Source organism: Nocardioides bizhenqiangii, from assembly GCF_034661235.1.
GTDB classification, from domain to species: Bacteria; Actinomycetota; Actinomycetes; order Propionibacteriales; family Nocardioidaceae; genus Nocardioides; species Nocardioides bizhenqiangii.
Map to the genome: position 1 here is coordinate 2849180 of NZ_CP141059.1, position 23303 is coordinate 2872482.

Consider the following 23303-nt stretch of genomic DNA (forward strand, 5'->3'; position numbering starts at 1 on the left):
GAGCTCGTGGGCGTTACCTCGGGTCGTCCGTCGGGTCGATGTCCATGTGGTCGATGTCGACGAAGCGTGGCGGCTCCTCGTCCTTGTTCGCCACACGGTTGATCAGCCAGGTCACCACCCAGAGCCCGACGCCGATCACCATCAGCCCGCCGGCGATCTCGTAAACGATCGAGTCGCGATCGACCCACGGACCGGCCAGGTAGAGGCAGAGGATGGCGGCGACCGGCGGCACCACCATCGGCGCCGTGAAGAACGTCTTGTCGTGGTCGGCGCGCTTGCGCTTCAGGACAAGGCAGGCGACGTTGACGACCGCGAACACGCACAGCAGCAGGAAGGCGGTCGTGCTGCTGAGGTTGGCGACCACGTTGCTGTCGGGGTCGCTCGTGACGTACCAGATGAGCAGCAGCGACAGCACGGTCGTGAACAGGATCGCCAGCCAGGGCGTACGACGGCCCGGCAGGACCGCCGAGAGCTGCCGCGGCAGCACCCGCTGCTTCGCCATCCCGTAGACGAGGCGACTCGCCATCAGCATGTTGATGAGGGCGGTGTTGGCGACGGCGAACACCGCCAGGAACGGGAAGACCTTGTCGATCGGGAAGTCGGGTGAGCCGATGTGGACCACCTCGACCAGGGCGCGACCCTCGGACTCGTAGATGTCCTGGAGCTGCTGCTCGTTGAGGACGCTGACCACCGATACGGCGACCAGTATGTAGAGGAGCGCGGCGATGCCGAGTCCGAGGAACATGGTCCGCGGGAAGATCCGCTCCGGCTCCTTGGTCTCCTCCACCATGTTGACCGAGTCCTCGAACCCCACCATCGCGAAGAACGCGATCGAGGTCGCTGCGGTCACGGCGAAGACCCAGCCCATGTCCTGGTAGTCGTCGAAGCTGACCAGGTCCTCCATGTTTGCGTCCCCGCGGGCGACGACGGCGAACCCGACGCCGATGACGATGCACAGCGCGACCATCTCCACCATCGTGAGGACGATGTTGAACTTCACGCTCTCGCCGACACCACGCAGGTTGATGAGCGCCAGCAGGAGCATGAAGCCGAGTGCCACCAGGGTCACCACGCCGGTGTCCACCGAGGTGACGGTGGCTCCGTCGGCCGTCGTCGACCACACGTCGTTGAGGGCCAGGCCGGCGAAGAAGTTCTGCGCGAGCGTGTTGGCCGACGTCGAGGCGCTGGTGATGCCGGAGCACACGACGGCGAACGCCACCATGAACGTGAGGAAGTGGATCCCGAACGCCTTGTGCGTGTAGAGAGCGGCCCCCGCCGCCGCGGGGTACTTCGTGACGAGCTCCAGGTAGGAGAACGCCGTCAGCACGGCGACCACGAAGGCGAGGAGGAACGGCAGCCACAGCACGCCACCGACGTAGCCGGCCATCTGGCCGGTCACCGCGTAGACGCCCGCGCCGAGGATGTCGCCGACGATGAAGAGGAGGAGGAGCCAGGGCCCCATCACCCGTTTGAGCTCGTGCGGCTCCTCAGCTGCCGGAGTCTTCTCAGGCGAGGTCGAGACTGTCATCCGAGATCCTCCAGAGGTCGGGTCCGCTTCCCCAGGACGTCACCATCCCGCAAGAATTCCTGTTTGGGAAGCATCTCGGCGGAGCGCCTCAGACGTGTCGCCCCCTGATCACGACCGTCTGCGGCCGGCCCAGCGCGGCGGGATCGGACTCGATGTCTCCGTCGACGACCAGCAGGTCGGCGTCGTACCCCGCGGCCAGCCGGCCGGTCACGTCCCCGACACCGCAGGCGTCGGCGGCCCCGGAGGTGCCGGCCGCGAGCGCCTCGTCGACCGGGTAGCCACACCGCACCAGGTCGGTGACCGCGATCCAGGCGTTGCCGTGGGCCTTGAGCGGCATCGCGCCCGAGTCGACACCGGGTACGACGCTCACGCCGTGGTCGCGCATCCGGCCCACGTCGACGTAGCGCTGCGCGAAGAAGGCCATGATGTCGAGGCCCAGCCGCTCGATCAGGTCGGCTACCTGGGGCGGAGGCGGCGGCAGTTGGCCGACGAGCGAGAAGTCGTTGCCCATGGTCGGGTCGACGAGAATTCCCGCGGCAGCCACCCGGTCGAGGAGGTCGTCGGAGAGCACGGAGCCCTGTTCGCAGAACCCCGTGAAGTGCTCGATGCCGTCGACGCCGGCCGCCACGGCGTGCTCGATGCCGGCGACGGAGTGCGCATGCGCGAGCACCTGGAGGCTGCGGTCATGAGCCGCCTCGACGAGGGACCGCAGCACGTCGACCTCGTACTGGGCCCCGAACATGTCGGTGCCCGGGGTGAGGAAGCCGCCGCTCGCCATCACCTTGATCACGTCGACGCCACGCTCGTCGTGGTCGGCGACCGCCTGCCGGAGCTCCTCCGGTGTCGCAGCGACGCAGCCGAGGTAGTGGCAGTGGCCGCCGGGGATCGTGATCGGCGGCCCGGCAGCGACGATCCTCGCCTGACCGGGGACGCGCCGGTCCCGGAAGCCGAGTGTCCGGTAGTCGCGGTCGCCAAGGTCCCGCACCGTCGTCACGCCGTGCGCCGCCTGCGCCGCCAGGGATCTCTCGATCTCGCCGTCGATCTCCTCGGGCGTCATCGTGCCGACCCGCTCGAGCGACCCGGGCTGGGCATCGGACACCAGGTGCGCGTGGGCGTCCACGAGGCCCGGCAGCAGCGTGCCGCGAGAGGACGACACCTCGCACCCGTCGGGCACCGGGAAGCCCACCGGTTCGACGCCCACGATCCGCTCGCCCTCGACCAGGACGGTCGCGCCGCCCTCGAGGAAGCGGGCGCCGTCGAACGCATGGGAAGCCCTCAAGGCGAGCACACGTCGAGTGTGGCCGGGCCCGGGCGCGCTGTCATCCGTCGAACGGCGGAAGCATCCGCTCAGCCGAAGAAGACCTCGGCTTCGGCGTACTCCGCCTGGCTGACCAGCTTCAACTCCCCGGTGCCCTCGATCAGGGGGACCCGGACGATGTCCTTGCCGCGCAGCGCGACCATCACGCCGAAGTCACCCTCGGCGACGGCGTCGATCGCCTGCAGGCCGAACCGGGTGGCGAGCCATCGGTCGAACGCCGTCGGCGTGCCGCCCCGCTGCACGTGGCCGAGCACGACGGCGCGCGCCTCGGCGCCCGTGCGCTGCTCGATCTCCTTGGCTACGCGGTCGCCGATCCCGCCGAGCCGGACGTGGCCGAACGCGTCGGTCTCGCCGCTCTGCAGGGTCATCCCGCTGCCGTCGCGGGGCACGGCGCCCTCGGAGACGACCAGGATCGGTGCGAAGCGCGACTCGAAGCGCTTCTGCACCAGGGCGCACACCTCGTCGATGTCGAACGGCTGCTCGGGGATGAGCACGATGCTGGCGCCGCCGGCGATCCCGGAGTGCAGGGCGATCCACCCGGCGTGCCGGCCCATCACCTCCACCACGAGCACCCGGTGGTGCGACTCCGCGGTGGTGTGCAGCCGGTCGATCGCCTCGACCGCGATGTTGACCGCGGTGTCGAAGCCGAACGTGAAGTCGGTGCCTGACAGGTCGTTGTCGATGGTCTTCGGCACGCCGACGACGTTGACGCCCAGGTCGGCGAGCTTGGTGGCCACGCCGAGGGTGTCCTCGCCTCCGATCGCCACCAGTGCGTCGACGCCGCCGGCGGCGAGGTTGTCCTTGATCCGCTGCACCCCGTTGTCGACCTTGAACGGGTTGGTGCGCGACGACCCGAGGATGGTGCCGCCGCGCGGCAGGATGCCGCGGCACTGTTCGATGCCGAGCGGCATCGTGACGCCCTCCATCGGGCCCTTCCAGCCATCGCGGAAACCGACGAACTCGAAGCCGTGCTGCTTGACTCCCTTGCGCACGACGGCGCGGATGACGGCGTTGAGACCAGGGCAGTCGCCCCCACCGGTCAGGACTCCGACACGCATGCGACTCCTTCACCTTGAACGTTCAAGGGTCCCGAGCCTAGCGTCCGGCCGCGGTCCGGGTCATCGCCGATCTCGCTACGGTGAGCGCATGACGTTCTCGATCGTGGCCCGCTCCGCCGACGGTGATTCGTGGGGCGTGGCCGTTGCCTCGAAGTTCCTGGCGGTCGGCTCGGCCGTGCCGGCCGCGGTCGCCGGCGTCGGAGCCGTCGCCACCCAGGCCTGGGCGAACGTGGCCTACAAGGGTCTTGCCCTCGCGCACCTCGACGAGGGCGCCACCGCGTCCATCGCGGTCCAGCGCCTGATCGAGGAGGACGACGGCCGCGACCACCGCCAGGTGGGGATCGTCGACGTCGAGGGCGGCGCGGCGACGTACACCGGCTCGGCGTGCCTGGAATGGGCGGGCGGCCTCACCGGGGACGGTTTCGCGGTCCAGGGCAACATCCTGGCCGGGTCGGAGGTGATCGAGGCGATGCGCGACGCCTTCGAGGCGAGCGACCCCGAGGCACCTCTTGCTCGCCGGCTCCTGGCCGCGCTCGCCGCCGGGGACGAGGCCGGCGGGGACAGCCGCGGCCGTCAGTCGGCGGCGCTGCTCGTGGTCAAGGAGGGCGCGGGTTACGGCGGCTTCGACGACGTTGCGGTCGACCTGCGCATCGACGACCACGAGGACCCGATTCCCGAGCTCGAGCGCCTGCTCGGTCTGCACGAGGCGCTGAGCCCCGACGTCGCCGACGAGGACCAGGTGCCGGACACGCCGGAGCTGATGGCCGAGCTGGACGCGCGGGCCCGCTCGCTCGGGCACCCGCACTTCGCTGCATGGATGGGCACCCACAACCTCGAGGCGTACGGCGGTCCCGACTGGACGGCGAAGCAGGTCATCGAGGAGCTGCGCGCGGCCACGCCCGACTGGACGCCGTAGTCGGGCCGACCGGCCGGCTACCTGCGCAGCTTGTCGAGGGCGGCCTGCGCGGCGTCGCGCTCGGCGGTCGCCGTCCGCAGGGTGGCCGCCGCCTCGTCCCGCACGTCCTCGGCGTCGCCGAGCTCGTCGTCGACCTCGTCGAGCTCGCTCTCGAGCTCGGCGAGGCGCCGCCGCAGCTCGTCGAGCTCGGCCTGCAGCTGGAGCGACCGGGCCGACAGCCGGTCGACGTCGGCCACCGCCTCGGCGTGCGCCGCGTCGGCTTCGTCGTACGACGCCGCGGCCTGAGCGAGACGCTCCGCCGCCGCGGCCCGGGCCTTCGCCCCGGCATCGGGGTCGGGGACCACGCGGAGGGACGGCGGTCCGGGCTCCGGCGCCTCCCGCGCCGACGCCGAGAACCCGAGCGCCTCGGGCGTCGCGAGCGCGGCCGCGAGCGCAGCCTCCCCCACCGCGTCGACGCCGGTCGTCTGCAGCGGGGCGACCAGCAGGCCGCTCCTGACTGCCCGCCCGCAGTCGGCATCGACCATCGCCGCCGTGAGCGTGGCCTCGACCTGGTCGGCGACCGCCTGCGTGACCTTGTGTCCTGCCTCCGCGGCGAGGTGGCGGGCCTGCTGCGTGACCGCCGCGGTGACCTGGCGCCGCTGCTTGGTCAGGGCGCGGAGCTCACCGGCCGACATCGCCGCCTGCGCGTCCCGGAGCGCCGCGCCCACGCTCAGCAGCTGGTCGACCTGGCCTGACTCCCGGCGCACCAGGAGGTTGACGACCCACGCCGCGATGCCCGGCTTCTTCAGCGCCTTGACCGCGGTCGCGAGGTCGGTGCCCTTGAGCTCCTTCGCCTTCGCGTCCCGCGCCGCCGTGAACTCACCCGGCGACAGCGCGTAGAGCTCGTCGGCGATCTCGAGCAGCTCGGCAGACTTGCCGGGGTCACCAGCCATCAGTCGTCCAGCCCCTGCTCGATCACGTAGCGGGTCAGCTCGACCCGGTTGTGGAGCTGCAGCTTGCGCAGGGTGTTCTGCACGTGGTTCTGGATGGTGCGGTGCGACAGCACCAGGCGCTCGGCGATCTGCTTGTAGGACATGCCCTTGGCGACCATCTTGAGCACCTCGGTCTCGCGCTCGGTGAGCTGCTCCCCCGGCGGCGTCTCCGGTCCGGGGTCCTGCGCCATCCGGCGGAACTCCCCGAGCACCAGCCCCGCGAGACCCGGCGTGAACACGCTGTCGCCGACGCCGACCCGCCGCACCGCCGCGATCAGCTCGTCCCGCGAGGCGGACTTGACCAGGTAGCCCGTCGCCCCGGCCTTGACCGCCTCCAGCACGTCGTCCTGCTCGCCCGACGCCGAGAGGATCAGCACCCGCGCCGACGGATCCTCCTGGAGGACGGTGGCCGTCACCTCGACGCCGCTCGGCGCCGGGATCTGCAGGTCGAGGACGACGACCTGCGGCCGGGCGGCCCGGAACCGGGTGATCGCCTCGGTGCCCGTGGCGGCGGTCGCCACCACGTCGAGCCCGGCGGCCTCGAGGTCCTTGGCGACGGCATCGCGCCACATCGGGTGGTCGTCGACGACCATCACCTGCAGCCGAGCCTGTGACTCCAGGGCGTCCATGCCCCGGACCCTACTCAGGGAGGGCCAGGAACCGGCCGCGGCGGTGCAGCAACGGCCTGTCGTCTGAGTCACCCACGGTGATCGAGTCGAGGACGGCCTCGACCTCGACCGACCACCCCACCTCCCGCTCCGCGGCGAGGGAGACCAGTGCGTGGGTGGTGGCGTGCGCCAACAGCGGCCCGTACGGCGTCGTGGCGAACTCCGCCTGGCGGAACGGCCCACCCGGCGCAGGAGCCGTCCCGGCAAACGACTCGGCGAGCTGCCGGTCCTCCCAGGTCAGCAGCTGGACGACCGCCCGCCGGCTCTCGCGCAGCTCGGCGAGCAGGTCGCTGTCGGGGTCGAGCAGCGCCAGCAGGCTCGGCGTCGGCCCGAGCGCGACCATCAGCGACGTCACGGTGAGCCCGGCCCGATCCGCGCCCTCGCCTGCCGTCCAGAGGGTCACCGCGGTGCCGAGCCGACCTCGGAGCCGTCGCGCGGGGTCGGGCTCCGGATCGGCGAACGGATGGCTGCTGTGGATCGTCACGTGACGAGCGTAGGAGAAGGGCGATCCTGCTACCGGGGACGTTCCTCCCGCCCTACAGTCCCGGACATGCCGTCGATCGCGATCCTCGGCGGATCTGTCATCGGCTCCGCCACCGCGCTGCTGTTCGCTCGCGCGGGCTGGACCGCGACCGTGGTCGACCCGGAGCTCCCGCTGCTGGTGCACCCGGACGGCGCCGTCCGGCCGCGGCCCGGTGCTCCGCAGGCCGTCCAGGCGCACGGCCACACCGCACGGGCGACGTACGAGCTCCGGACCCGGCTCCCGGACGTGTACGACGCCCTGCTCGCCGCCGGCGCCAACGAGCTGCCCTTCACTCCCCCGCCCCACCTCGCGACGCACGACAGCCGGACCGCGGACGACCGGCTGAGGGCGGTCCGGACCCGGCGTGTGGTGCTGGACGCGGTCATCGGCGACATCGTGCGCCGCGAGCCGGCCGTCACGACCCTGCCCGTCGCCGCGAAGGGCCTGCTGCTCGAGGAGGGCGTCGTCCCGCGCGCGACCGGCTTCCGGCTCGCGGACGGCAGCACGGTCGCGGCCGACGTCCTCGTCGACGCCGGCGGGCGACGGTCGCCCGTCACGCGTTGGTTGGCGGACGCCGGGATCGCCCAGCCCGAGGAGACCTCCGACTGCAGCCTCGCCTACTACAGCCGGCACCACCGGATCGTCGGAGAGCCGCCGCCGATGCCCGGCTTCGCGATCGTCCTGGAGTTCCCGACACACCAGCTCCTGGCTTTCCGCGGTGACTGCGACTACCTCACGGTCGCGCTGGTCCGGCACACCCGCGATCGCGATCGAGCGGGGTGGCGGGAGGACGAAGCGTTCGACGCGGCGCTGGCGTCGACGCCGGGCTTCGCGGACTCGTGGCGGGCGCTCGAGCCCGAAGGGCCGGTGCTGCCGATGGGCGCCGTCCGCAACCGGATGACCGAGCTCGTCGACGCGGGTCGGCCGCTCGTGCTCGGGCTGCACCAGCTCGGGGACTCGTTGACGACGACCAACCCGAGCCGTGGGCGCGGCATCGCGCTGGGCCTGGCCGCCGCCGGAAGGCTGGTCGACCTGCTGACAGCGGAGGGCGCACCTCCGGCCGCGGACGAGGCGGCGCTCTCCTTCCACGCCTGGCAGCAGGACGTGCTGCGCCACTACTTCCGCGAGACCTGCGTCGTCGACCTGGAGCTGGCCGACCGGATCCACGCGACGCTCACGGGCGGCGAGGCCCCGACGACCGCGCCGGACCTGCTCCTCCCGGACGACCACCCGGTGACCTCGGCGCAGGTAGCCGAGGCGGCGGGGAGCGATCCCGCCCTGTTCCGGCTGTTCGTCTCCGCCTTGCACATGATGGACGACGACCACGAGATCGCCTCGGCGGCGACGGTCGCGAAGGTGAGACAGCTCCTGGCGGAGGCGCAGCCCTCCTGACACAGGGCTCGCTCAGGGCTTGGGGACGACGAGCTCCCACTCGGTGCCGAGCTCGCCGGTGCTCAGCGTCGCCGTACCTCCGAGGTCACGGATCCGGCCCTCGATCGACTCACTGACACCGAGCCGGCCCTCGGCGCGGGCGGCGTCCAGCCGGCCCGCGGGGATGCCGTCCCCCTCGTCCCGAACCGAGAGCGCAACCCGGTCGCCCAGGTCGTCCAGCAGCACCCAGGCGGGAGCGCTCTCGCCGACATGCCGGGTCACGTTGTCGAGACAGGCGCCGACCACGGCCACCAGCTCCGAGACGACCGGGGCCGGGAGGTCGACCGGTCCGCCGGGGAGCGCGACCTCGACACCGGGTCGCGACGAGAGCTCGCCGAGCGCCGCGGCCAGGTCAACTCCACTGGCAGGGTCGGCGGCGGTCACCCGGTCCTGGGTGCGGATCAGGCTCCGCAGCGCCTGCTCCTGCTCGCCGGCCAACCGCCCGAGCTCTGCGGCATCTCCGCCCAGCTCCGAGCCACGACGCTGGACCAGCGCCAGCACCTGGAGCACGCCGTCGTGCACGACCCGGGCCAGCCGCGCCCGCTCGGTGGCGGCCGCGGCCTCCCGCTCGGCGCGATCCCGCTCGGCCGCCATCTGCTGCAGTGACTCGACCAGGTAGCCGACGATCGGGCCGCCCAGCACGATCAGGAAGACATAGCCGTAGTTGCCCTGGTCGAACTCGGTGCGGATCAGCAGGTCGGTGCCGCCCAGGACCACTGCGGCGGTCAGGCCACCTCGCCAGCCGTAACGGATCGCCCAGGCCAGCAGTGCGCCCATGATCCAGAAGCCGGGAATCGTCGCGTTGAACCACTCACCCTTGACGAACGGGGTTGCTGCGAGCAAGCCCACCGTGATGGCGAGGTCGGCCACCAGGAGCCGAACGGTGCGCCGGATCGGCTTCGCGTACGTGACGATCGAGTAGACCGTCCACCCGATCATGAGCGCGACGCACCCCCAGCCGGCGGCCGGATGGTCGAAGTTGTTGCGGTAGGCGATCAGCACCACCGCGTTGACGAGCACGACGACCCGCAACACCGCCAGCGCGCGGAACATCCGGTTCTCGACCGCGACCACCGCGCGGACGGAAGCGCCGGTCACGGTAAGCCCGGTTCCATCGCTGGACGCCGTAGCGAGCGGCGCCAGACGGGTGCGCTGGCAAGGCGGCGGAGCGCTGCCATGCTGGGTGCACGTCGAGCGACGGCAACGCAGCCAGCGTGCCCGTATGGTGTCGCGCAGTAGGCGGCCATCGGTGGAACCGGGCTTTACGCTGCTGGCTTGCGCTGCTCGTCGCCCTTCGCGGAGTCGCCCTTCTTGGACTCCTCCTTGGCACGGGAGGCGTACATGTCGACGTACTCCTGGCCCGACAGCCGCATGATCTCGTACATGATCTCGTCGGTGATCGACCGCAGGATGAACCGGTCGTTCTCCAGTCCCGCGTAGCGGGAGAAGTCGAGCGGCTTGCCGAAGCGGACGTGCGGCCGGGTCCAGCGGCCGAACTTCTTGCCCGGCGGGGCCACCACGTCGGTGCCGACGACGGCGACGGGGATCACCGGCACCCCGGTCTCGAGAGCGAGCCGGGCGATGCCGGTCTTGCCGCGGTAGAGGCGGCCGTCGTGCGACCGGGTGCCTTCGGGGTAGATCCCGAACAGCTCACCCTCGCCCAGGACCCGCTTCGCCGACAGCAGGGCGCCGGCCGCGGCGTCCGCGCCCGCGCGGTCGATCGGGATGTTGCCGGTGCCGCTGAAGAAGGTCTTCTGCAGCCAGCCCTTGACGCCGGGGGTCGTGAAGTACTCCGCCTTGGCGACGAAGCTCACCTTGCGCGGCACGACGAGCGGCATGAAGAGCCAGTCGGCGTAGGACAGGTGGTTGCTGGCGAGGATCGCCGGGCCTTCGGCCGGGACGTTCTCGACTCCGTCGGCGCGCGGCCGGAAGACCAGCTTGAGCACGGGCCCGAGGGCGATGAACTTGAGGAACCAGTAGAACACCCAACGCACCCTTTCCCCGAGACGACGAGCCACAGCCTAGTGCCTTGATCGGGGCGATCGTCACTGGTGCAGAATCGCGGCATGAGCCGTCACCCCGACTTCGAGGCACTGACCGTCGACGCCCGCCCCGAGCTGACCGACGGGCGCCGGATCGGTGTGCTCCTGAGCCACGGTTTCACCGGCTCGCCCTTCTCCATCCGGCCCTGGGGCCGCTCGCTGGCGGAGCACGGGTACGGCGTACGCGTGCCCCTCCTCCCGGGCCATGCGACGACGTGGCAGGACCTCAACACCACGACCTGGGACGACTGGTACGGCACGCTCCGGGCGGAGTTCGACGTCCTGACCGCCGAGCACGACGCCGTCGTCCTCGGCGGGCTGTCGATGGGTGGGGCGCTGGTGCTGCGGCTGGCCGCCGACGTCGGCGACCAGGTGGCCGGCGTCATGGTCGTCAACCCGGCGCTCGCCTCGAAGCGGCTCGACGTCAAGGCGCTGGGTGTCATGAAGCGGCTGGTCCCGTCGACCCCCGGCATCGCCGACGACATCAAGAAGCCAGGGGCCAAGGAGCATGGCTACACCCGCACGCCGCTCAGGGCCATCCACTCGTTCGTGCAGGCCTGGAAGCCGCTGATCGCCGACCTCACGCGGGTGACGGCGCCGCTGATCTACTTCCGGTCCGCGGAGGACCACGTCGTCGACGGAGCGTCGCAGCCGATCATCCTCGGCGGCGTCTCCTCGACGGACGTCGAGGTGGTGGCGCTGCCGGACTCCTACCACGTGGCCACGCTCGACAACGACGCCGAGACCATCTTCGAGCGGTCGGCAGAGTTCGTCGCCCGCGTGACCTCGGCCGGCTGAGCACCACGCTGGCCGTACTCTGGAGGCATGGCCCGCGACGACGACCCGGAGCCTGCCGACCTGGCCCGTGAGCGGGAGCGGGAGTGGCAGGAGATCATCGAGAACTTCGGTGACCGCGCCGTACTCGAGCCGGGGGACGAGCCGGTCGTCGACGCGCCCCGGCGTGCTGCACCCGACGACCTCGACCAGGACGACCTCGGCGCGACCGCCGCGGCCCGGGACCAGGTCCCGCCGGACGAGGAGTTCGTGCCCCCGACCCCGCCGCCCGTCCCCCGCCCGCCGTTCGACCGGCTGCTGGCCTGGACGGGCGTGTTCGGAGTCCCTGCCCTGGTGCTGTTCTTCATCGTGGTCGGTGTCACCCTGCCGGCGTGGACCGGGCTGCTGTTCGCGGCGGCCTTCATCGGTGGGTTCGGCTACCTCGTGATCCAGATGCCCGACGAGCCCCGCGACCCCTGGGACGACGGAGCCGTCCTCTAGCCGTTATCGCCGGCTAAGAGTGAGCCGCCGAGAGCAGGGCGGCGCCGACCGCACCTGCCTCCGGCCCGAACCGGGTCGCCACCAACGGCGGGACCTTGCGGTGGCTGGTCGCCTGGAGCGCATCCAGCAGGCCGCGGCGGGCCGGTTCGAGCAACAGGTCGCCGACCACCGACACTCCCCCACCGACGACGACCATCTCGGGATCGAGGGCCGAGACCAGGCCGGCGATGCCGACGCCGAGCCAAGTGCCGACGGTCGCGAACGCCTGCTGTGCCACCGGGTGACCGTTGCGCGCCAGGTCCGCCACCTCGGGACCGTCGAGGTGCGAGCCGAGGGCGACCCGCGTGACGCGCTCGAGCGCGCGGCCGCTGCAGTACTGCTCCCAACAGCCGCGGAGGCCGCACTCGCAGGCCAGTCCGTCCGGCACCACCTGGATGTGACCGAACTCCCCCGCCATCCCGTTGGCGCCGCGCAGCACCCGGCCGTCCAGGACCACCGCACCTCCGATGCCGGTGCCGACGGTGACGAGGACTGCCGACGAGACCCCGCGGAGGGCGCCGGCGACGAGCTCGGCGTGCGCGGCGCAGTTCGCGTCGTTGTCGAGGACGACGGGCGCGCCGATCCGTTCGGCGAGCCGGTCGCGCACGGGCGCGTCCCGCCACGGCAGATGGGCGGCGAAGCGGACCCGGGCGCCCGAGCGGTCGACCAGGCCCGCGGCCGACAGCCCGACGCCGGACAGGGGCCGGCCGGCCGCGACCTCGAGCACTGCCCCCGCGACTGCCGCCTCGACGTCCGCCTCGGAGGCGGACCGGCCGGGCATGGGGGCCTGGGCGGACGACGCCACGACCACCGCACCGCCTTCTCCGGCGAGCTCGACCGCGAGCACCTTCGTCCCGCCGACGTCCACCCCGACATGCACCGCAGAGGCCCTACGTCCGCGCGAGGTCGGCGGCGCCGATCACACCGGCCCGGTTGCCGAGCACGGCGGGCCGGATCTCGGCCTGAGGCCGGTAGCCACGGCCGGTGAGCGCGTTGGCGAACGTGTCGCGGATCGGGCCGAGCAACAGGTCGCCGGCCTCGCTGACGCCGCCGCCGATGACGATGACCGCCGGGTCGAGCACCGCGACCAGGGACGCGATGCCGTGGCCGAGCCACTGGCCCAGCGACCGGAGCTGCTCGATCGCGAACCGGTCGCCGTCCTGGGCCGCCGCCGTGATCAGGGGGCCGGTGATCGCAGCCGGGTCGCCGCCGGCTCGGTCGAGCAGGTCACGGGCCAGCAGCGACGTGCCGACAGCCGCCTCGCGGGTCGCACGCACCAGTGCCGAGCCGGATCCGTACTGCTCGAAGCAGCCGCGGTTGCCGCAGCCGCACTGGCGGCCGTCCGGCACCACGCAGAGGTGCCCGATCTCCCCGGCGACGCCGTACCCGCCCCGCAGCAGGCGGCCACCGGCGATGACCCCGCCACCGACGCCGGTGCCGACCGTGATCATCAGCTGGTCGTCGACGTCTCGCCCCGCGCCGTACCGGAACTCACCCCACGCTGCGGCGTTGGCGTCGTTCTCGATGGTCACCGGCAGCCCGGTCAACCGCGAGAGATCCGTGCCGAGCGGCTCGTCGCGCCAGGCGATGTTGGGGGCGAACAGGACCGTGGAGCGGTCGGCGTCGATGTAGCCGGCGGCACCGACTCCGACCGCGACGACCGGGTGGCGCGCGGCGAGAGCCGCGACCAGACCGGCGACGGCGGCCTCGATGGCGGTGGGGTCGGTGGCGGGCGACTCGACGCGAGCCTCTTCGAGGATCGCTCCGTCGCCGTCGACCACTGCACCGGCGATCTTCGTGCCGCCGATGTCGATGCCGCAGGTGAGGTCGCCCGTCATCGTGCGTCGACCGGCCCGTCGTCGGTGTCGTCGAGGTCGATGTGCTCCACCTCGGGGCCGCGCCGCGGCCCACCCTTGTCCGGCGGCACCGTCTCGAGGATCCCGGCCGCGGCCTGCAGCAGCGAGCTCGCTGCCGTGAGCAGGTGGGTCCTCACCTCGGGCGAGGTCTCGCGGACGGCGTGGACGACCCGGCAGACGGGGCAGTAGCGGCATTCGGCGCTGCCGGTCGCGATGTGGTCGTTGACCTCCCTGGCCAGCGACGCGGCCTGGTCGGCAACGCCGCCGAGGCCGCCGCCGACGTCCGTCCCCTGCTGGCGCGCCATGTCGGCGAGCGCGCCGAACAGCTTCATCGCCTCCTCCCCGACAGTCCCGATGTCAGGATCGGATCGGTGCTGCGAAGGCTTGTCGTCCTGGGGGTCCCGGGGGTCCTGGGGGTCCTGCGGTCCACTCATCTCGCCGCCTCCCTCTTCGTCATCTGGCCGGGTCCTCGCCACGGAACCGCACCCGGAGCTCGCCGCCGTCCACCCGGGCACCAGCGACCCGGAGCCGTGCCAGCCCGGCCGGCAGGGTGAGCAGCCGGCGGGACGACCCGACAGTGACGACGAGCTCGTCGCCGTTCCGCGCCAGGTCGACCTCGGCACGGGTGACGAACGGTAGCGCCAGGTGGAGCATCGCGTCGCCGTGGGCGTCGCGCGTCACCCGGAACGGGCCGTCGCCCTCGGGACGGACGAGCGGGTCGTCGTCGCCGTAGAGCCGCGTCGCCAGCTCGGTCAGCGCAGGGACGCCGACCGGCTCGGCCGGTTGATACTCCGAGCGCCAGACCGGCAGCCCGGCGAAGGACTGGGCGACCTCCTTCAGCACCGTGTGCTGGGCATCGACCCAACCGGCCCGCCAGGCGTCGCCGTCGCCGGCCGGGAAAACCCGGTTGGCGACGACACCGTCGACCCGGTAGCCGAACAGGGACAGGCTCGTGTAGGCGCGGCGCGCCTCCGCCAGCACGACGTTCTCCGGCGTGAGCACCAGGCGGACGGAGGCTTCCGGTCCCGCCAGAAGCTCGTGCACCTCGTCCAGCTCGGCGTGGAGCCGGGTGATCGCGTCGAAGACGGTGTCGCCCGGCATCGGCACCCCCGCCGCGCGGTTGAGCACCGGCCGGAGGGCCTTGACCAGCCGCCGCTGGATCGGGAGCAGTCGCTCCATGTACCAGCCGAGGGCTTCGGGAAGCGCGAGCAGCCGCAGCGTCTCGGCGGTGGGTGCGCAGTCGACCACGATCACGTCCCAGCGGCCGGAGCGGGCGTGGAGGCGGAGCTCGAGCAGCGCCAGCACCTCCTCGGCGCCGGGGATCACGGTCATCTCCTCGGCGGCGACCGGGTCCATCCCCGCGGCGTCGAGGACGGAGAGGAGGTAGCGCTGGATGTCCGCCCACGACTGCTGGAACCGGAGCTGGGCGTCGACCTGGTGGACGAAGAGCCGGTCCGCGATCTCGGTCGGCTCGGCCTGCACGCGGCCCGAGGCGTCGTACGCGTCGGCCAGAGAGTGCGCGGCATCGGTGGACAGCACCAGCGTCCGGAGTCCACCGGCGGCGGCCAGCGCAGCGGTGCCGGCAGCCACGGTCGACTTGCCGACACCGCCCTTGCCGGTGAAGAGGACGATGCGCACGGGGGAGCTCCGCGGTGACTGCAGGGCGATCAGGCGCCCGACTCGACGCGCTTCTTGAGACCCTTCAACGCCGTGTCGATCAGGATCTTCTCGCCCTTGCGCTTGAGCATCCCGATGAGCGGGATCGAGACGTCGAGGGCGAGCCGGTAGGTCACCTCGGTGCGTCCCGGAATTGTCTCCTCGAGGAGGTAGGCGCCGTCGAGAGACCGCAGCATCTTGCCCTGCACCAGGGTCCAGGTGACCTGGCGGTCACCGTCCCAGACGTAGGAAAGCGTGTACTCGTCCTTGATCGGCGGCACGTCGAGCGCGAAGTAGACCTGCCGGGCACGGCCGTGCGCCGCGGGGTCTGCGTCGTCGTAGGACTCCTTGACGTCGGCCACGGTGACGCCCTTGGCCCAGGCGGGATAGGCCGGGAAGTCGGCGATGACCGCCATCACGTCCGCCGCGGGGGCGTCGACGACGATCGACGAGGACGTCTGCTCAGCCATGGACGGCAGGCTACCGGAGAAGCGGTGCACCCCTGCGCGGCGGTAACCTGCCGTGCGGTCCATCCGAGGAGGAGCCAACCTTGCGCGAGTACTCCACTCCACAGACGGTCGACATCCCGACCAGCGGGAACCTGACCGACGACGTGGTCCGCAACGCCGCCGAGGCGCCGGACGACGTCGTCTTCAGCCGGCCGGGCGGGCGTGCCGGCGAGTGGGAGGACGTGACCGCGGCCGAGTTCCTCCGCGAGGTCAGCGGTGTCGCCAAAGGCCTGGTCGCGGCCGGGATCGAGGCCGGGGACAGAGTGGGGATCATCTCCCGCACCCGCTACGAGTGGACGCTCCTCGACTACGCGATCTGGTTCGCGGGCGCGGTCACCGTCCCGATCTACGACAGCTCGTCGGAGGAGCAGATCGCGTGGATCCTCGGTGACTCCGGCGCCAAGGCCGTGGTCGCCGAGGACTCCGGTCACGTCGCGAGGATCACAGCGGTACGACGCGACCTGGGCGAGCTCCACCACGTCTGGTCGTTCGGCGACAACGCCGTCGACGTCCTCACCCGGCTCGGCGCCGACGTCGGCGACGACGAGCTCGAGAAGCGCCGTACGACCGCGCAACCGGGCGACCTCGCCACCCTGATCTACACGTCGGGCACGACCGGCCGCCCGAAGGGCTGCATGCTCACCCACGACAACTTCCAGACCGAGCTGACCGTCGCGGTGGCCGAGCTGGAGCGGCTGTTCGAGGCCGAGGGCGCGTCGACCCTGCTGTTCCTGCCGCTCGCCCACGTGTTCGCGCGGATCATCCAGGTGGGTGCCGTGAAGTCCCGCACCCGGCTCGGCCACAGTGCAGACATCAAGCACCTCCTCCCCCAGCTCCAGACCTTCCGGCCGACGTTCATCCTGGCGGTGCCGCGGGTGTTCGAGAAGGTCTTCAACACTGCCTCCCAGAACGCCACCGCCGACGGACGAGGCCGGATCTTCGACCGCGCCGCCGACACCGCGATCGCCTACTCACGCGGACTCGACGCCGGCCGGCTCCCGCTGCGGGTGCGCGCGCAGCACGCAGCGTTCTCGAAGCTCGTCTATACCAGGCTCCGCGACGCGCTCGGCGGCCGGTGCGAGTTCGCGGTCTCCGGCGGCGCGCCGCTGGGCGACCGGCTCGGCCACTTCTACCGCGGCATCGGCCTCACCGTGCTCGAGGGCTACGGGCTCACCGAGACCACAGCGGCCCTCACGGTGAATTTGCCCGACGCACTCAAGATCGGCACCGTCGGCCGCCCGTTGCCGGGCACCGCGGTCCGCGTCACCGACGACGGCGAGATCGTGTTCAAAGGAGGTCAGGTCTTCTCCGGCTACTGGGCCAACCCCGACGCGACCGCCGAGGCCATCGACGCCGACGGCTGGTTCCACACCGGTGACGTCGGCGAGGTCGACGACGAGGGGTTCGTCCGGATCACGGGCCGCAAGAAGGAGATCCTGGTCACCGCCGGCGGCAAGAACGTCGCCCCGGCCGTGCTCGAGGACCGGGTGCGCGCGCACGCCCTGATCAGCCAGTGCCTGGTCGTCGGCGACGGCCAGCCCTACATCGCCGCACTGGTGACGATCGACGCAGAGGCACTGCCCGCCTGGGCCGAGCAGCACGACAAGTCCGGGACCGTCGCGGACCTCGTCGACGACCCTGACTTGCGGCAGGCCGTCCAGGATGCCATCGACGACGCCAACCAGGCGGTGTCCAAGGCGGAGGCCGTCCGGAAGTTCGAGATCCTCCCCTACGACTGGACCGAGGAGGGTGGTCAGCTGACCCCCAGCCTCAAGCTCAAGCGCAACGTCGTCCTCCGTGAGTGCCGGGACGAGATCGCCGCCCTCTACGAGGTCTGACGGGGTTCTGACCGGGTCAGCCGCCGATGCCCGACCCGGCAGCCGCCTGATTCGTTCGGATCACCCTCTGACCCGATGTGACTAGGACCCGATGACGTTCGGTTCGGCTTACCCGTTTCCCTAACTGATACCACTTTTTCCTCGATAGCCTCCGATCGCTCGGTGCAGCCAACGGGAGGGTGCCACCGGGCCTGGGACAAGGCTGGACCCGGGGAGACTTCGCGGCGCCGTGCCGCGCGCACCCCGGCATGGGAGCGGGAGGGCTCTTGAGATGGACCGTCGAAAGCTGCTAGTCGTCGTCGCCGCGGTCGTCGCGGTGCTCGGCGTCGCACTCGTCTTCGTCTACGCGAAGGGCGCCGACAAGCGCGCCGCGGAGAAGTTCGACACCGTCGAGGTGTTGGTCGCCACCAAGAAGATCGTGCCGGGTGAGAACTTCGACGAAGCCCTCGAGAAGGGGAAGTTCGAGCTCGCCGACGTGGCGCAGGCGCAGGTCCTCGAGGGTGCCGACAACGAGTCGGACCAGTTCGAGGGATCCGTCGCACTGACCACCCTCTACCCGGGCGAGCAGCTGGTCCCGACCAAGTTCGGCGGCGTGTTCGACGTCGAGGCGCAGACCACACTGCCGATCCCGGACGGCAAGGTCGCGATCTCCATCCTCGTCAACGACGACGGCCGGGTCGGCAAGTTCCTCGCTCCGGGTGCCGAGGTGGCGGTCATCTTCACCGACATCGACCCGACCACCCAGGAGCCGATCCTGACGACGACCCTGCTGAAGCGGGTCATGCTGCTCGCCGCCGGTTCGACGTCCTCGATCTCCGGGGCCAACGAGAACACCTCCGCGGAGGACGCACCTGAGGCGGAGAGCGAGGAAGCCATCCAGCAGCTGCTGACGATCGCGGTCTCCCAGCGGGACGCCGAGCGGGTCCGGTTCGCGGAGAAGGACGGCGAGCTCACGGCCGCACTGCTCAACGGCGCCAGTGACACCGACGACACCACGGACGGCGTCGTCAAGGACACCCTTCTCCAGGTGAAGGACTGATCATGCCCGTCCTCGTCGAGACCGACAGTGGGGTCGTGCCGGCCCTGCTCCGAGCGATGCCCGCCGGCTCCCACGCCGTTGCGGCTGCCGACCGGATGTACGTCTGGTTGGACCAGCACAGCGACGAGTACGTCGTCGCTCTCGGTCCGTCTCTGCCACTGGAGCTCGCTCTCTCCCATGCCGAGGACCTGCGGATCGCCAAGCCCACCGTCAGCGTGGTGCTGCTCCGGGAGGCGTTCGACACCGAGGCGCTCACCCGCGCGATGCACGCCGGCGTCCGCGACGTGGTGGCCTCCGACGACGAGAAGGGACTGACCAAGGCGGTCGAGCGGGCCCACCAGCTCCACCTGGCCCTCCGGGGACCGGGCGGCGCCCGGCAGCTGGGCCGGGTCGTCACCGTCTTCTCGCCCAAGGGTGGTGTCGGCAAGACGACGTCGTCGGTCAACCTGGCGCTGGCGCTCGCCGACAGGGGGGCGCGCAAGGTCTGCCTGGTCGACCTCGACCTGGCCTTCGGCGACATTGCGATCACCATGCAGCTCTTCCCGACCCACTCGATCGAGCAGGCCGTCGGGTCCGAGGACTCGATCGACCTGGCGATGATCGAAGGACTACTGACCAGGCACGAGGACTCGCTCAACGTGCTGGCGGCGCCGGCTCACCCCGACGTCCGTGAGCGGGTGACGCCGCTGCTGATCTCCCGCATCCTGCGCGTGCTGCGCGAAGGCTTCGACTACATCGTCGTCGACACCTCGCCGTCCTTCGACGACGCGACCCTCACCGCACTCGACGAGACCGACGAGTGCGTGGTGGTCGCGACCCTCGACGTACCGACGCTGAAGAACGTCAAGGTCGCGCTCGAGACCATGGACATGCTCAACATCGCGCGCGGGCACCGACACCTCTTCCTCAACCGCGCCGACGACGAGGTCGGCATCGGTATCGACAAGGTCGAGAACATCCTCGGCATGCCGGTCACGGCCCAGGTGCGGAGCGCGATGGACATCGTCGCCGCGACCAACGCCGGCACGCCGATCGTCACTGCTCAGCCGACCCACCCGGCGAGCCGCGCCTACGGCCAGCTGGCCGCCTCGGTCACCGGGGAGCCGATCGGCCCGCCGGAGGCCGCCTTCGCCATTGCCGACGCCACGGCACGGTCCCGTGGGCTGTTCCGCCGCGGAAGGAGCTGATCATGTCGAGTCTCTCCGAACGTCTCGAGGCGGCCCGCAACGAGGCCCGCGGCAAGCACGTGGGCGAACCGGACCCCGGCGCCGCGCAGGACGGATCGACCATCGTCGAGAAGCCCACGCCGGCCGCGGCCCCCGGCCCGGTCCCGGCATCGGCCTCGGCGCCCGCCGGCCCCCTGTCCACGCGCACCGCGGTGTCCGCCGGCGCTCCGGACAACCGGTCCGCCCAGCGCCGCGCTCTCGCCGGCCAGGAGACCGACCGGATCGAGGAGCTCAAGGTCAGCGTCCACGCCGAGCTGCTGAGGGAGCTCGGGCCTCACCTCTACGACGCGGAAATGGACCAGGCCGAGCTCGACCAGCGGGTACGCACGGTGCTGGCGGAGGTGCTGGGCGCCCAGGACCGCCCGCTCAGCAACAGCGACCGGGCTCGGGTCACACAGGAGATCAGCGACGACATCCTCGGCTACGGCCCCATCGACCCCTACCTCCGCGACCCCGAGGTCTCGGAGGTGATGGTCAACGGCTACAACGACGTCTGGCTGGAGAAGGGCGGCCGGCTGACCAAGGCCGACGGCCACTTCGCCGACGAGGCCCACCTGCGGCGCACGATCGATAAGATCGTCTCCCGGATCGGTCGTCGCGTCGACGAGTCCAGCCCGATGGTCGACGCCCGGCTGCCCGACGGGAGCCGCGTCAACGCCATCGTGCCGCCGCTGTCCATCGACGGATCTGCCCTGACCATCCGCAAGTTCGCCTCCGATCCGCTCACGGTCGACGACCTGATCGAGTTCGGGTCGCTGAGCCCGCAGACCGCGGCCTTCCTCGACGCGTGCGTCAGGGGCCGTCTCAACATCATCGTGTCCGGAGGGACCGGTGCCGGGAAGACGACGACGCTCAACGTCTTGTCGTCCTTCATCCCGTCCGACGAGCGGATCGTCACGATCGAGGACGCCGCCGAGCTGCAGCTGCACCAGGACCACGTCGTCCGGCTCGAGTCGCGCCCCGCGAACATCGAGGGCAAGGGCGCGGTCACCATCCGCGACCTGGTGAAGAACAGCCTGCGCATGCGTCCCGACCGGATCGTCGTCGGCGAGGTCCGCGACGCCTCGGCCCTCGACATGCTGCAGGCGATGAACACCGGCCACGACGGCTCGATCTGCACCCTGCACTCCAACGGTCCGCGCGACACCCTCGCCCGCATGGAGACGATGGTCCTGATGGCGGGCATGGATCTCCCGATGCGGGCGATCCGTGAGCAGGTGGCGTCGGCCGTCGACCTGATCGTCCACCAGTCTCGCTTCAAGGACGGTTCGCGGCGGATCACCCACATCACCGAGGTCGAGCGGATGGAGGGCGAGGTGATCACCCTCCAGGACGTGTTCGTGTTCGACAACTCCGCCGGCTTCGACGAGAACGGCCGCGTGCTGGGTCGGCTCCGCAGCACCGGGCTGCGGCCCAAGTTCATCGAGAAGCTCGCCTACGCGAACGTGGCGGTCGATCCTGCTCTGTTCCGGATGGAGCGGCCATGAGGCGCTACCTGCTCGCAGTGCTGGCGGCGCTGGCAGCGATCGTCGTCGTCGTCCTCGCACCGTCCACCGCCTGGGGCGCCGACGACGAACCGTCGATCGCCCACGTCGAGACGACCGACGACGGGCTCCGGGTCCTGGTCAGCGTTCCCCCGGACGCCGACGTCGACCTCGGCGGCGTCACCGGCACCTTGGACGGCGACAAGCTCAGCACGACTGCCACGTCGACCGGCACCGACGCGACGGTCCAGCGCACGACGGTGCTGGCCATGGACACCAGCGACTCGATGGCACGCAACGGGAGGTTCGAGGCGGCCAAGGACGCAGCCCTCACCTTCCTCGAGAGCGTCCCGGCGGACGTCGAGGTCGGCATCGTGACCTTCGACGGTGAGGTGTCGACGGCTCTCGAGCCGACCACGGACCGCGCCGCCGCCGAGACCGTCGTCGCCGGGCTCGAGCTCAGCAAGGGCACGCTTCTGTACGACGGCATCCTGGCCGCCGTCGACCTGGCGGGTGAGAGCGGTCAGCGCTCCGTCCTCGTGCTGTCCGACGGTGCCGACACCGGCAAGGTGACCAGCATCTCCGACGTCACCTCCTCGATCGAGGCGACGGCGACCCTCGTCGACGTCGTCTCACTGGACCAGGAGAACAATCCGAGGGCGAGCGCCGCACTCAGCGACCTGGCGGCCTCGGGGCAGGGCGAGGTCATCGAGTCGACGGGCGACGCACTCGCCGACGCGTTCGCGGCCGAGGCCGAGGGGCTGGCCGCCCAGATCCTGGTCACCGCTCCGCTGCCCACCGGCTTCGACGCCGAGGAGGCAACTGTCACGATCACGCTGCCGACCGCGAGCGGGGAGCTCGTCGCCAGCGCGTTCGCGAAGATCCAGGACGCGCCGGACGGCGCGACCGACCAGTCGACCGAGCCGATCAACCCGGACGACGGACTCCGGTTGCCGGAGTGGGCGCTCTACGTGGGCATCCTCGTGTTCGGCATCGGCCTGGTCACGGCCGCGGTCCTGCTCGTCCCTGGGAAGAAGCAGCCGATGACCATCGCCGAGCGTGTCGCTGCCCACACGGGCGGCAGCGCCGACGCGATGGGCGACGACAAGTCCGGCTCCGAGCCGATGCTCGACCAGGCCAAGGCCGCAGCAGCCGGCGTCCTCGATCGCAACAAGGGCTTGGAGGACAAGCTCGCCATGCGGCTCGCGGCCGCCGGGAGCGCGTACAAGCCGTCGGAGTGGCTGCTGCTCCACGTCGGTGTGGTCGTGGGAAGCGGCATCTTCGGGTTCCTGCTCGGCGGCGGCAACATCGTCGTCGGGATCCTGTTCCTGATCGTCGGATTCTTCCTTCCGAGGGTGTACCTCTCCTTCCTCGCGAGCCGGCGCCGCAAGGCGTTCAACTCCGCCCTTCCCGACACCCTGCAGCTCCTGTCCGGTTCTCTCTCGGCCGGGCTCTCGCTGGCGCAGTCCGTCGACACCATCACCCGCGAGGGCCAGGAACCGATCGCATCGGAGTTCAAGAGGGTCCTCGTGGAGAACCGCATCGGCGTCTCGATCGAGGACGCCTTCGAGGGCGTCGCGCAGCGGTTCAACAGCAAGGACTTCGCCTGGGTCGTGATGGCCATCAGGATCCAGCGCGAGGTCGGGGGAAACCTCGCCGAGCTGCTCACCACGGTCGCCGCGACCATGCGGGAGCGCGAGTACCTCCGGCGTCAGGTCAACGCCCTGGCCGCCGAGGGCAAGCTGTCGGCGCTCATCCTCTCGATCATGCCTCCGGCTGTGTTCGTGTTCGTCCTCATCACCAACGGCGAGTACGTCGAACCGTTGTTCACGGAGGCCATCGGCATCGCGATCCTGACCGGCGCAGGGCTCTGGCTGGGCGTCGGGGTCTTCTGGATGAGCCGCATGGTGAAGGTGGAGGTGTGAC

General features: G+C 71.1%; 22 protein-coding genes. 9 read left to right on the plus strand and 13 right to left on the minus strand.

Features of this window, described 5'->3' with window-relative positions:
• Positions 1 to 13: 13 nt before the first annotated feature.
• From SHK19_RS13840 to SHK19_RS13850, 3 genes are all read right to left on the minus strand, one after another.
• On the minus strand, positions 14 to 1528 hold the full coding sequence (locus SHK19_RS13840) for an APC family permease (protein WP_322936571.1): 1515 nt from the start codon (positions 1526 to 1528) through the stop codon (positions 14 to 16).
• A gap of 88 nt (positions 1529 to 1616) precedes the next feature.
• Entirely contained in the window at positions 1617 to 2816 is a 1200-nt protein-coding gene (locus SHK19_RS13845; protein ID WP_322455548.1) for an amidohydrolase family protein, read from the minus strand.
• Positions 2817 to 2875: 59 nt separating this feature from the next.
• Positions 2876 to 3904, minus strand: a complete 1029-nt coding sequence (locus tag SHK19_RS13850) for a 6-phosphofructokinase (RefSeq protein ID WP_322455549.1) — start codon at positions 3902 to 3904, stop codon at positions 2876 to 2878.
• Between the two features lie 88 nt (positions 3905 to 3992).
• Between SHK19_RS13850 and SHK19_RS13855 the strand changes: the two genes are divergently transcribed.
• Positions 3993 to 4820, plus strand: a complete 828-nt coding sequence (locus tag SHK19_RS13855; protein WP_322936572.1) for a DUF1028 domain-containing protein — start codon at positions 3993 to 3995, stop codon at positions 4818 to 4820.
• 17 nt (positions 4821 to 4837) lie between these two features.
• Here SHK19_RS13855 and SHK19_RS13860 read toward each other — a convergent pair whose 3' ends face one another.
• Genes SHK19_RS13860 through SHK19_RS13870 form a run of 3 tightly spaced genes read right to left on the minus strand, consistent with a single transcriptional unit; the run spans position 4838 to position 6943 of the window.
• Entirely contained in the window at positions 4838 to 5752 is a 915-nt protein-coding gene (locus SHK19_RS13860) for a hypothetical protein (RefSeq protein WP_322936573.1), read from the minus strand.
• Positions 5752 to 6420, minus strand: a complete 669-nt coding sequence (locus SHK19_RS13865; RefSeq protein WP_322936574.1) for a response regulator transcription factor — start codon at positions 6418 to 6420, stop codon at positions 5752 to 5754. Before SHK19_RS13865 ends, SHK19_RS13860 begins: the two co-directional genes overlap by 1 nt.
• Before the next feature lie 10 nt (positions 6421 to 6430).
• A complete protein-coding gene (locus tag SHK19_RS13870) occupies positions 6431 to 6943 on the minus strand; it encodes a flavin reductase family protein (RefSeq protein ID WP_322455553.1) in 513 nt (170 codons plus the stop codon).
• Positions 6944 to 7009: 66 nt separating this feature from the next.
• Between SHK19_RS13870 and SHK19_RS13875 the strand changes: the two genes are divergently transcribed.
• Complete coding sequence (locus SHK19_RS13875) at positions 7010 to 8374, plus strand: hypothetical protein (RefSeq protein ID WP_322936575.1); 1365 nt, start codon at positions 7010 to 7012, stop codon at positions 8372 to 8374.
• 12 nt (positions 8375 to 8386) lie between these two features.
• Here the strand turns inward: SHK19_RS13875 and macS are convergent, their stop codons facing one another.
• Together macS and SHK19_RS13885 are read right to left on the minus strand one after the other, a co-directional pair.
• On the minus strand, positions 8387 to 9511 hold the full coding sequence (gene macS / locus SHK19_RS13880) for a MacS family sensor histidine kinase (protein ID WP_322936576.1): 1125 nt from the start codon (positions 9509 to 9511) through the stop codon (positions 8387 to 8389).
• Between the two features lie 164 nt (positions 9512 to 9675).
• Complete coding sequence (locus SHK19_RS13885; RefSeq protein WP_322455556.1) at positions 9676 to 10398, minus strand: lysophospholipid acyltransferase family protein; 723 nt, start codon at positions 10396 to 10398, stop codon at positions 9676 to 9678.
• 81 nt (positions 10399 to 10479) lie between these two features.
• Here SHK19_RS13885 and SHK19_RS13890 point away from each other — a divergent pair, with 81 nt between their 5' ends.
• Positions 10480 to 11253 (plus strand): alpha/beta hydrolase, encoded by a 774-nt coding sequence (locus tag SHK19_RS13890; protein ID WP_322455557.1) that lies wholly within the window; start codon positions 10480 to 10482, stop codon positions 11251 to 11253.
• 27 nt (positions 11254 to 11280) lie between these two features.
• Positions 11281 to 11730 carry a hypothetical protein gene (locus SHK19_RS13895; protein WP_322936577.1) on the plus strand — a complete coding sequence of 150 codons (450 nt, stop codon included), beginning with the start codon at positions 11281 to 11283 and terminating at the stop codon, positions 11728 to 11730.
• A gap of 13 nt (positions 11731 to 11743) precedes the next feature.
• Here SHK19_RS13895 and SHK19_RS13900 read toward each other — a convergent pair whose 3' ends face one another.
• Genes SHK19_RS13900 through SHK19_RS13920 form a run of 5 tightly spaced genes read right to left on the minus strand, consistent with a single transcriptional unit; the run spans position 11744 to position 15751 of the window.
• Positions 11744 to 12649, minus strand: a complete 906-nt coding sequence (locus SHK19_RS13900; RefSeq protein WP_322455559.1) for an ROK family protein — start codon at positions 12647 to 12649, stop codon at positions 11744 to 11746.
• A 10-nt stretch (positions 12650 to 12659) separates the two neighbouring features.
• Positions 12660 to 13607: an ROK family glucokinase gene (locus SHK19_RS13905; protein ID WP_322455560.1), complete on the minus strand. Its 948-nt coding sequence runs from the start codon at positions 13605 to 13607 to the stop codon at positions 12660 to 12662.
• Entirely contained in the window at positions 13604 to 14059 is a 456-nt protein-coding gene (locus tag SHK19_RS13910) for a hypothetical protein (RefSeq protein WP_322936578.1), read from the minus strand. Before SHK19_RS13910 ends, SHK19_RS13905 begins: the two co-directional genes overlap by 4 nt.
• A gap of 19 nt (positions 14060 to 14078) precedes the next feature.
• On the minus strand, positions 14079 to 15263 hold the full coding sequence (locus tag SHK19_RS13915; RefSeq protein ID WP_322455562.1) for an ArsA family ATPase: 1185 nt from the start codon (positions 15261 to 15263) through the stop codon (positions 14079 to 14081).
• 29 nt (positions 15264 to 15292) lie between these two features.
• On the minus strand, positions 15293 to 15751 hold the full coding sequence (locus SHK19_RS13920; RefSeq protein WP_322455563.1) for an SRPBCC family protein: 459 nt from the start codon (positions 15749 to 15751) through the stop codon (positions 15293 to 15295).
• Between the two features lie 80 nt (positions 15752 to 15831).
• Here SHK19_RS13920 and SHK19_RS13925 point away from each other — a divergent pair, with 80 nt between their 5' ends.
• The 5 genes from SHK19_RS13925 (at position 15832) to SHK19_RS13945 (ending at position 23302) form a co-directional block, all read left to right on the plus strand.
• Positions 15832 to 17628 carry an AMP-dependent synthetase/ligase gene (locus SHK19_RS13925; RefSeq protein WP_322936579.1) on the plus strand — a complete coding sequence of 599 codons (1797 nt, stop codon included), beginning with the start codon at positions 15832 to 15834 and terminating at the stop codon, positions 17626 to 17628.
• A 271-nt stretch (positions 17629 to 17899) separates the two neighbouring features.
• Positions 17900 to 18667, plus strand: coding sequence for a Flp pilus assembly protein CpaB (gene cpaB / locus SHK19_RS13930; RefSeq protein ID WP_322455565.1), 768 nt, complete (start codon positions 17900 to 17902; stop codon positions 18665 to 18667).
• Between the two features lie 2 nt (positions 18668 to 18669).
• A complete protein-coding gene (locus tag SHK19_RS13935; protein WP_322936580.1) occupies positions 18670 to 19854 on the plus strand; it encodes an AAA family ATPase in 1185 nt (394 codons plus the stop codon).
• A 2-nt stretch (positions 19855 to 19856) separates the two neighbouring features.
• Positions 19857 to 21380, plus strand: coding sequence for a CpaF family protein (locus tag SHK19_RS13940; protein ID WP_322936581.1), 1524 nt, complete (start codon positions 19857 to 19859; stop codon positions 21378 to 21380).
• Positions 21377 to 23302, plus strand: a complete 1926-nt coding sequence (locus SHK19_RS13945; RefSeq protein ID WP_322936582.1) for a type II secretion system F family protein — start codon at positions 21377 to 21379, stop codon at positions 23300 to 23302. Before SHK19_RS13940 ends, SHK19_RS13945 begins: the two co-directional genes overlap by 4 nt.
• The last annotated feature ends 1 nt before the right edge of the window (position 23303 follow it).

Bases quoted from the DNA above. Each gene is read 5' to 3' on its own strand.
- SHK19_RS13840 (WP_322936571.1), bottom strand. From the start codon at position 1,528: ATGACAGTCTCGACCTCGCCTGAGAAGACTCCGGCAGCTGAGGAGCCG.
- SHK19_RS13850 (WP_322455549.1), bottom strand. From the start codon at position 3,904: ATGCGTGTCGGAGTCCTGACCGGTGGGGGCGACTGCCCTGGTCTCAAC.
- SHK19_RS13855 (WP_322936572.1), top strand. From the start codon at position 3,993: ATGACGTTCTCGATCGTGGCCCGCTCCGCCGACGGTGATTCGTGGGGC.
- SHK19_RS13860 (WP_322936573.1), bottom strand. From the start codon at position 5,752: ATGGCTGGTGACCCCGGCAAGTCTGCCGAGCTGCTCGAGATCGCCGAC.
- SHK19_RS13865 (WP_322936574.1), bottom strand. From the start codon at position 6,420: ATGGACGCCCTGGAGTCACAGGCTCGGCTGCAGGTGATGGTCGTCGAC.
- SHK19_RS13875 (WP_322936575.1), top strand. From the start codon at position 7,010: ATGCCGTCGATCGCGATCCTCGGCGGATCTGTCATCGGCTCCGCCACC.
- SHK19_RS13890 (WP_322455557.1), top strand. From the start codon at position 10,480: ATGAGCCGTCACCCCGACTTCGAGGCACTGACCGTCGACGCCCGCCCC.
- SHK19_RS13895 (WP_322936577.1), top strand. From the start codon at position 11,281: ATGGCCCGCGACGACGACCCGGAGCCTGCCGACCTGGCCCGTGAGCGG.
- SHK19_RS13905 (WP_322455560.1), bottom strand. From the start codon at position 13,607: ATGACGGGCGACCTCACCTGCGGCATCGACATCGGCGGCACGAAGATC.
- SHK19_RS13910 (WP_322936578.1), bottom strand. From the start codon at position 14,059: ATGAGTGGACCGCAGGACCCCCAGGACCCCCGGGACCCCCAGGACGAC.
- SHK19_RS13920 (WP_322455563.1), bottom strand. From the start codon at position 15,751: ATGGCTGAGCAGACGTCCTCGTCGATCGTCGTCGACGCCCCCGCGGCG.
- cpaB (WP_322455565.1), top strand. From the start codon at position 17,900: ATGGACCGTCGAAAGCTGCTAGTCGTCGTCGCCGCGGTCGTCGCGGTG.
- SHK19_RS13935 (WP_322936580.1), top strand. From the start codon at position 18,670: ATGCCCGTCCTCGTCGAGACCGACAGTGGGGTCGTGCCGGCCCTGCTC.
- SHK19_RS13940 (WP_322936581.1), top strand. From the start codon at position 19,857: ATGTCGAGTCTCTCCGAACGTCTCGAGGCGGCCCGCAACGAGGCCCGC.
- SHK19_RS13945 (WP_322936582.1), top strand. From the start codon at position 21,377: ATGAGGCGCTACCTGCTCGCAGTGCTGGCGGCGCTGGCAGCGATCGTC.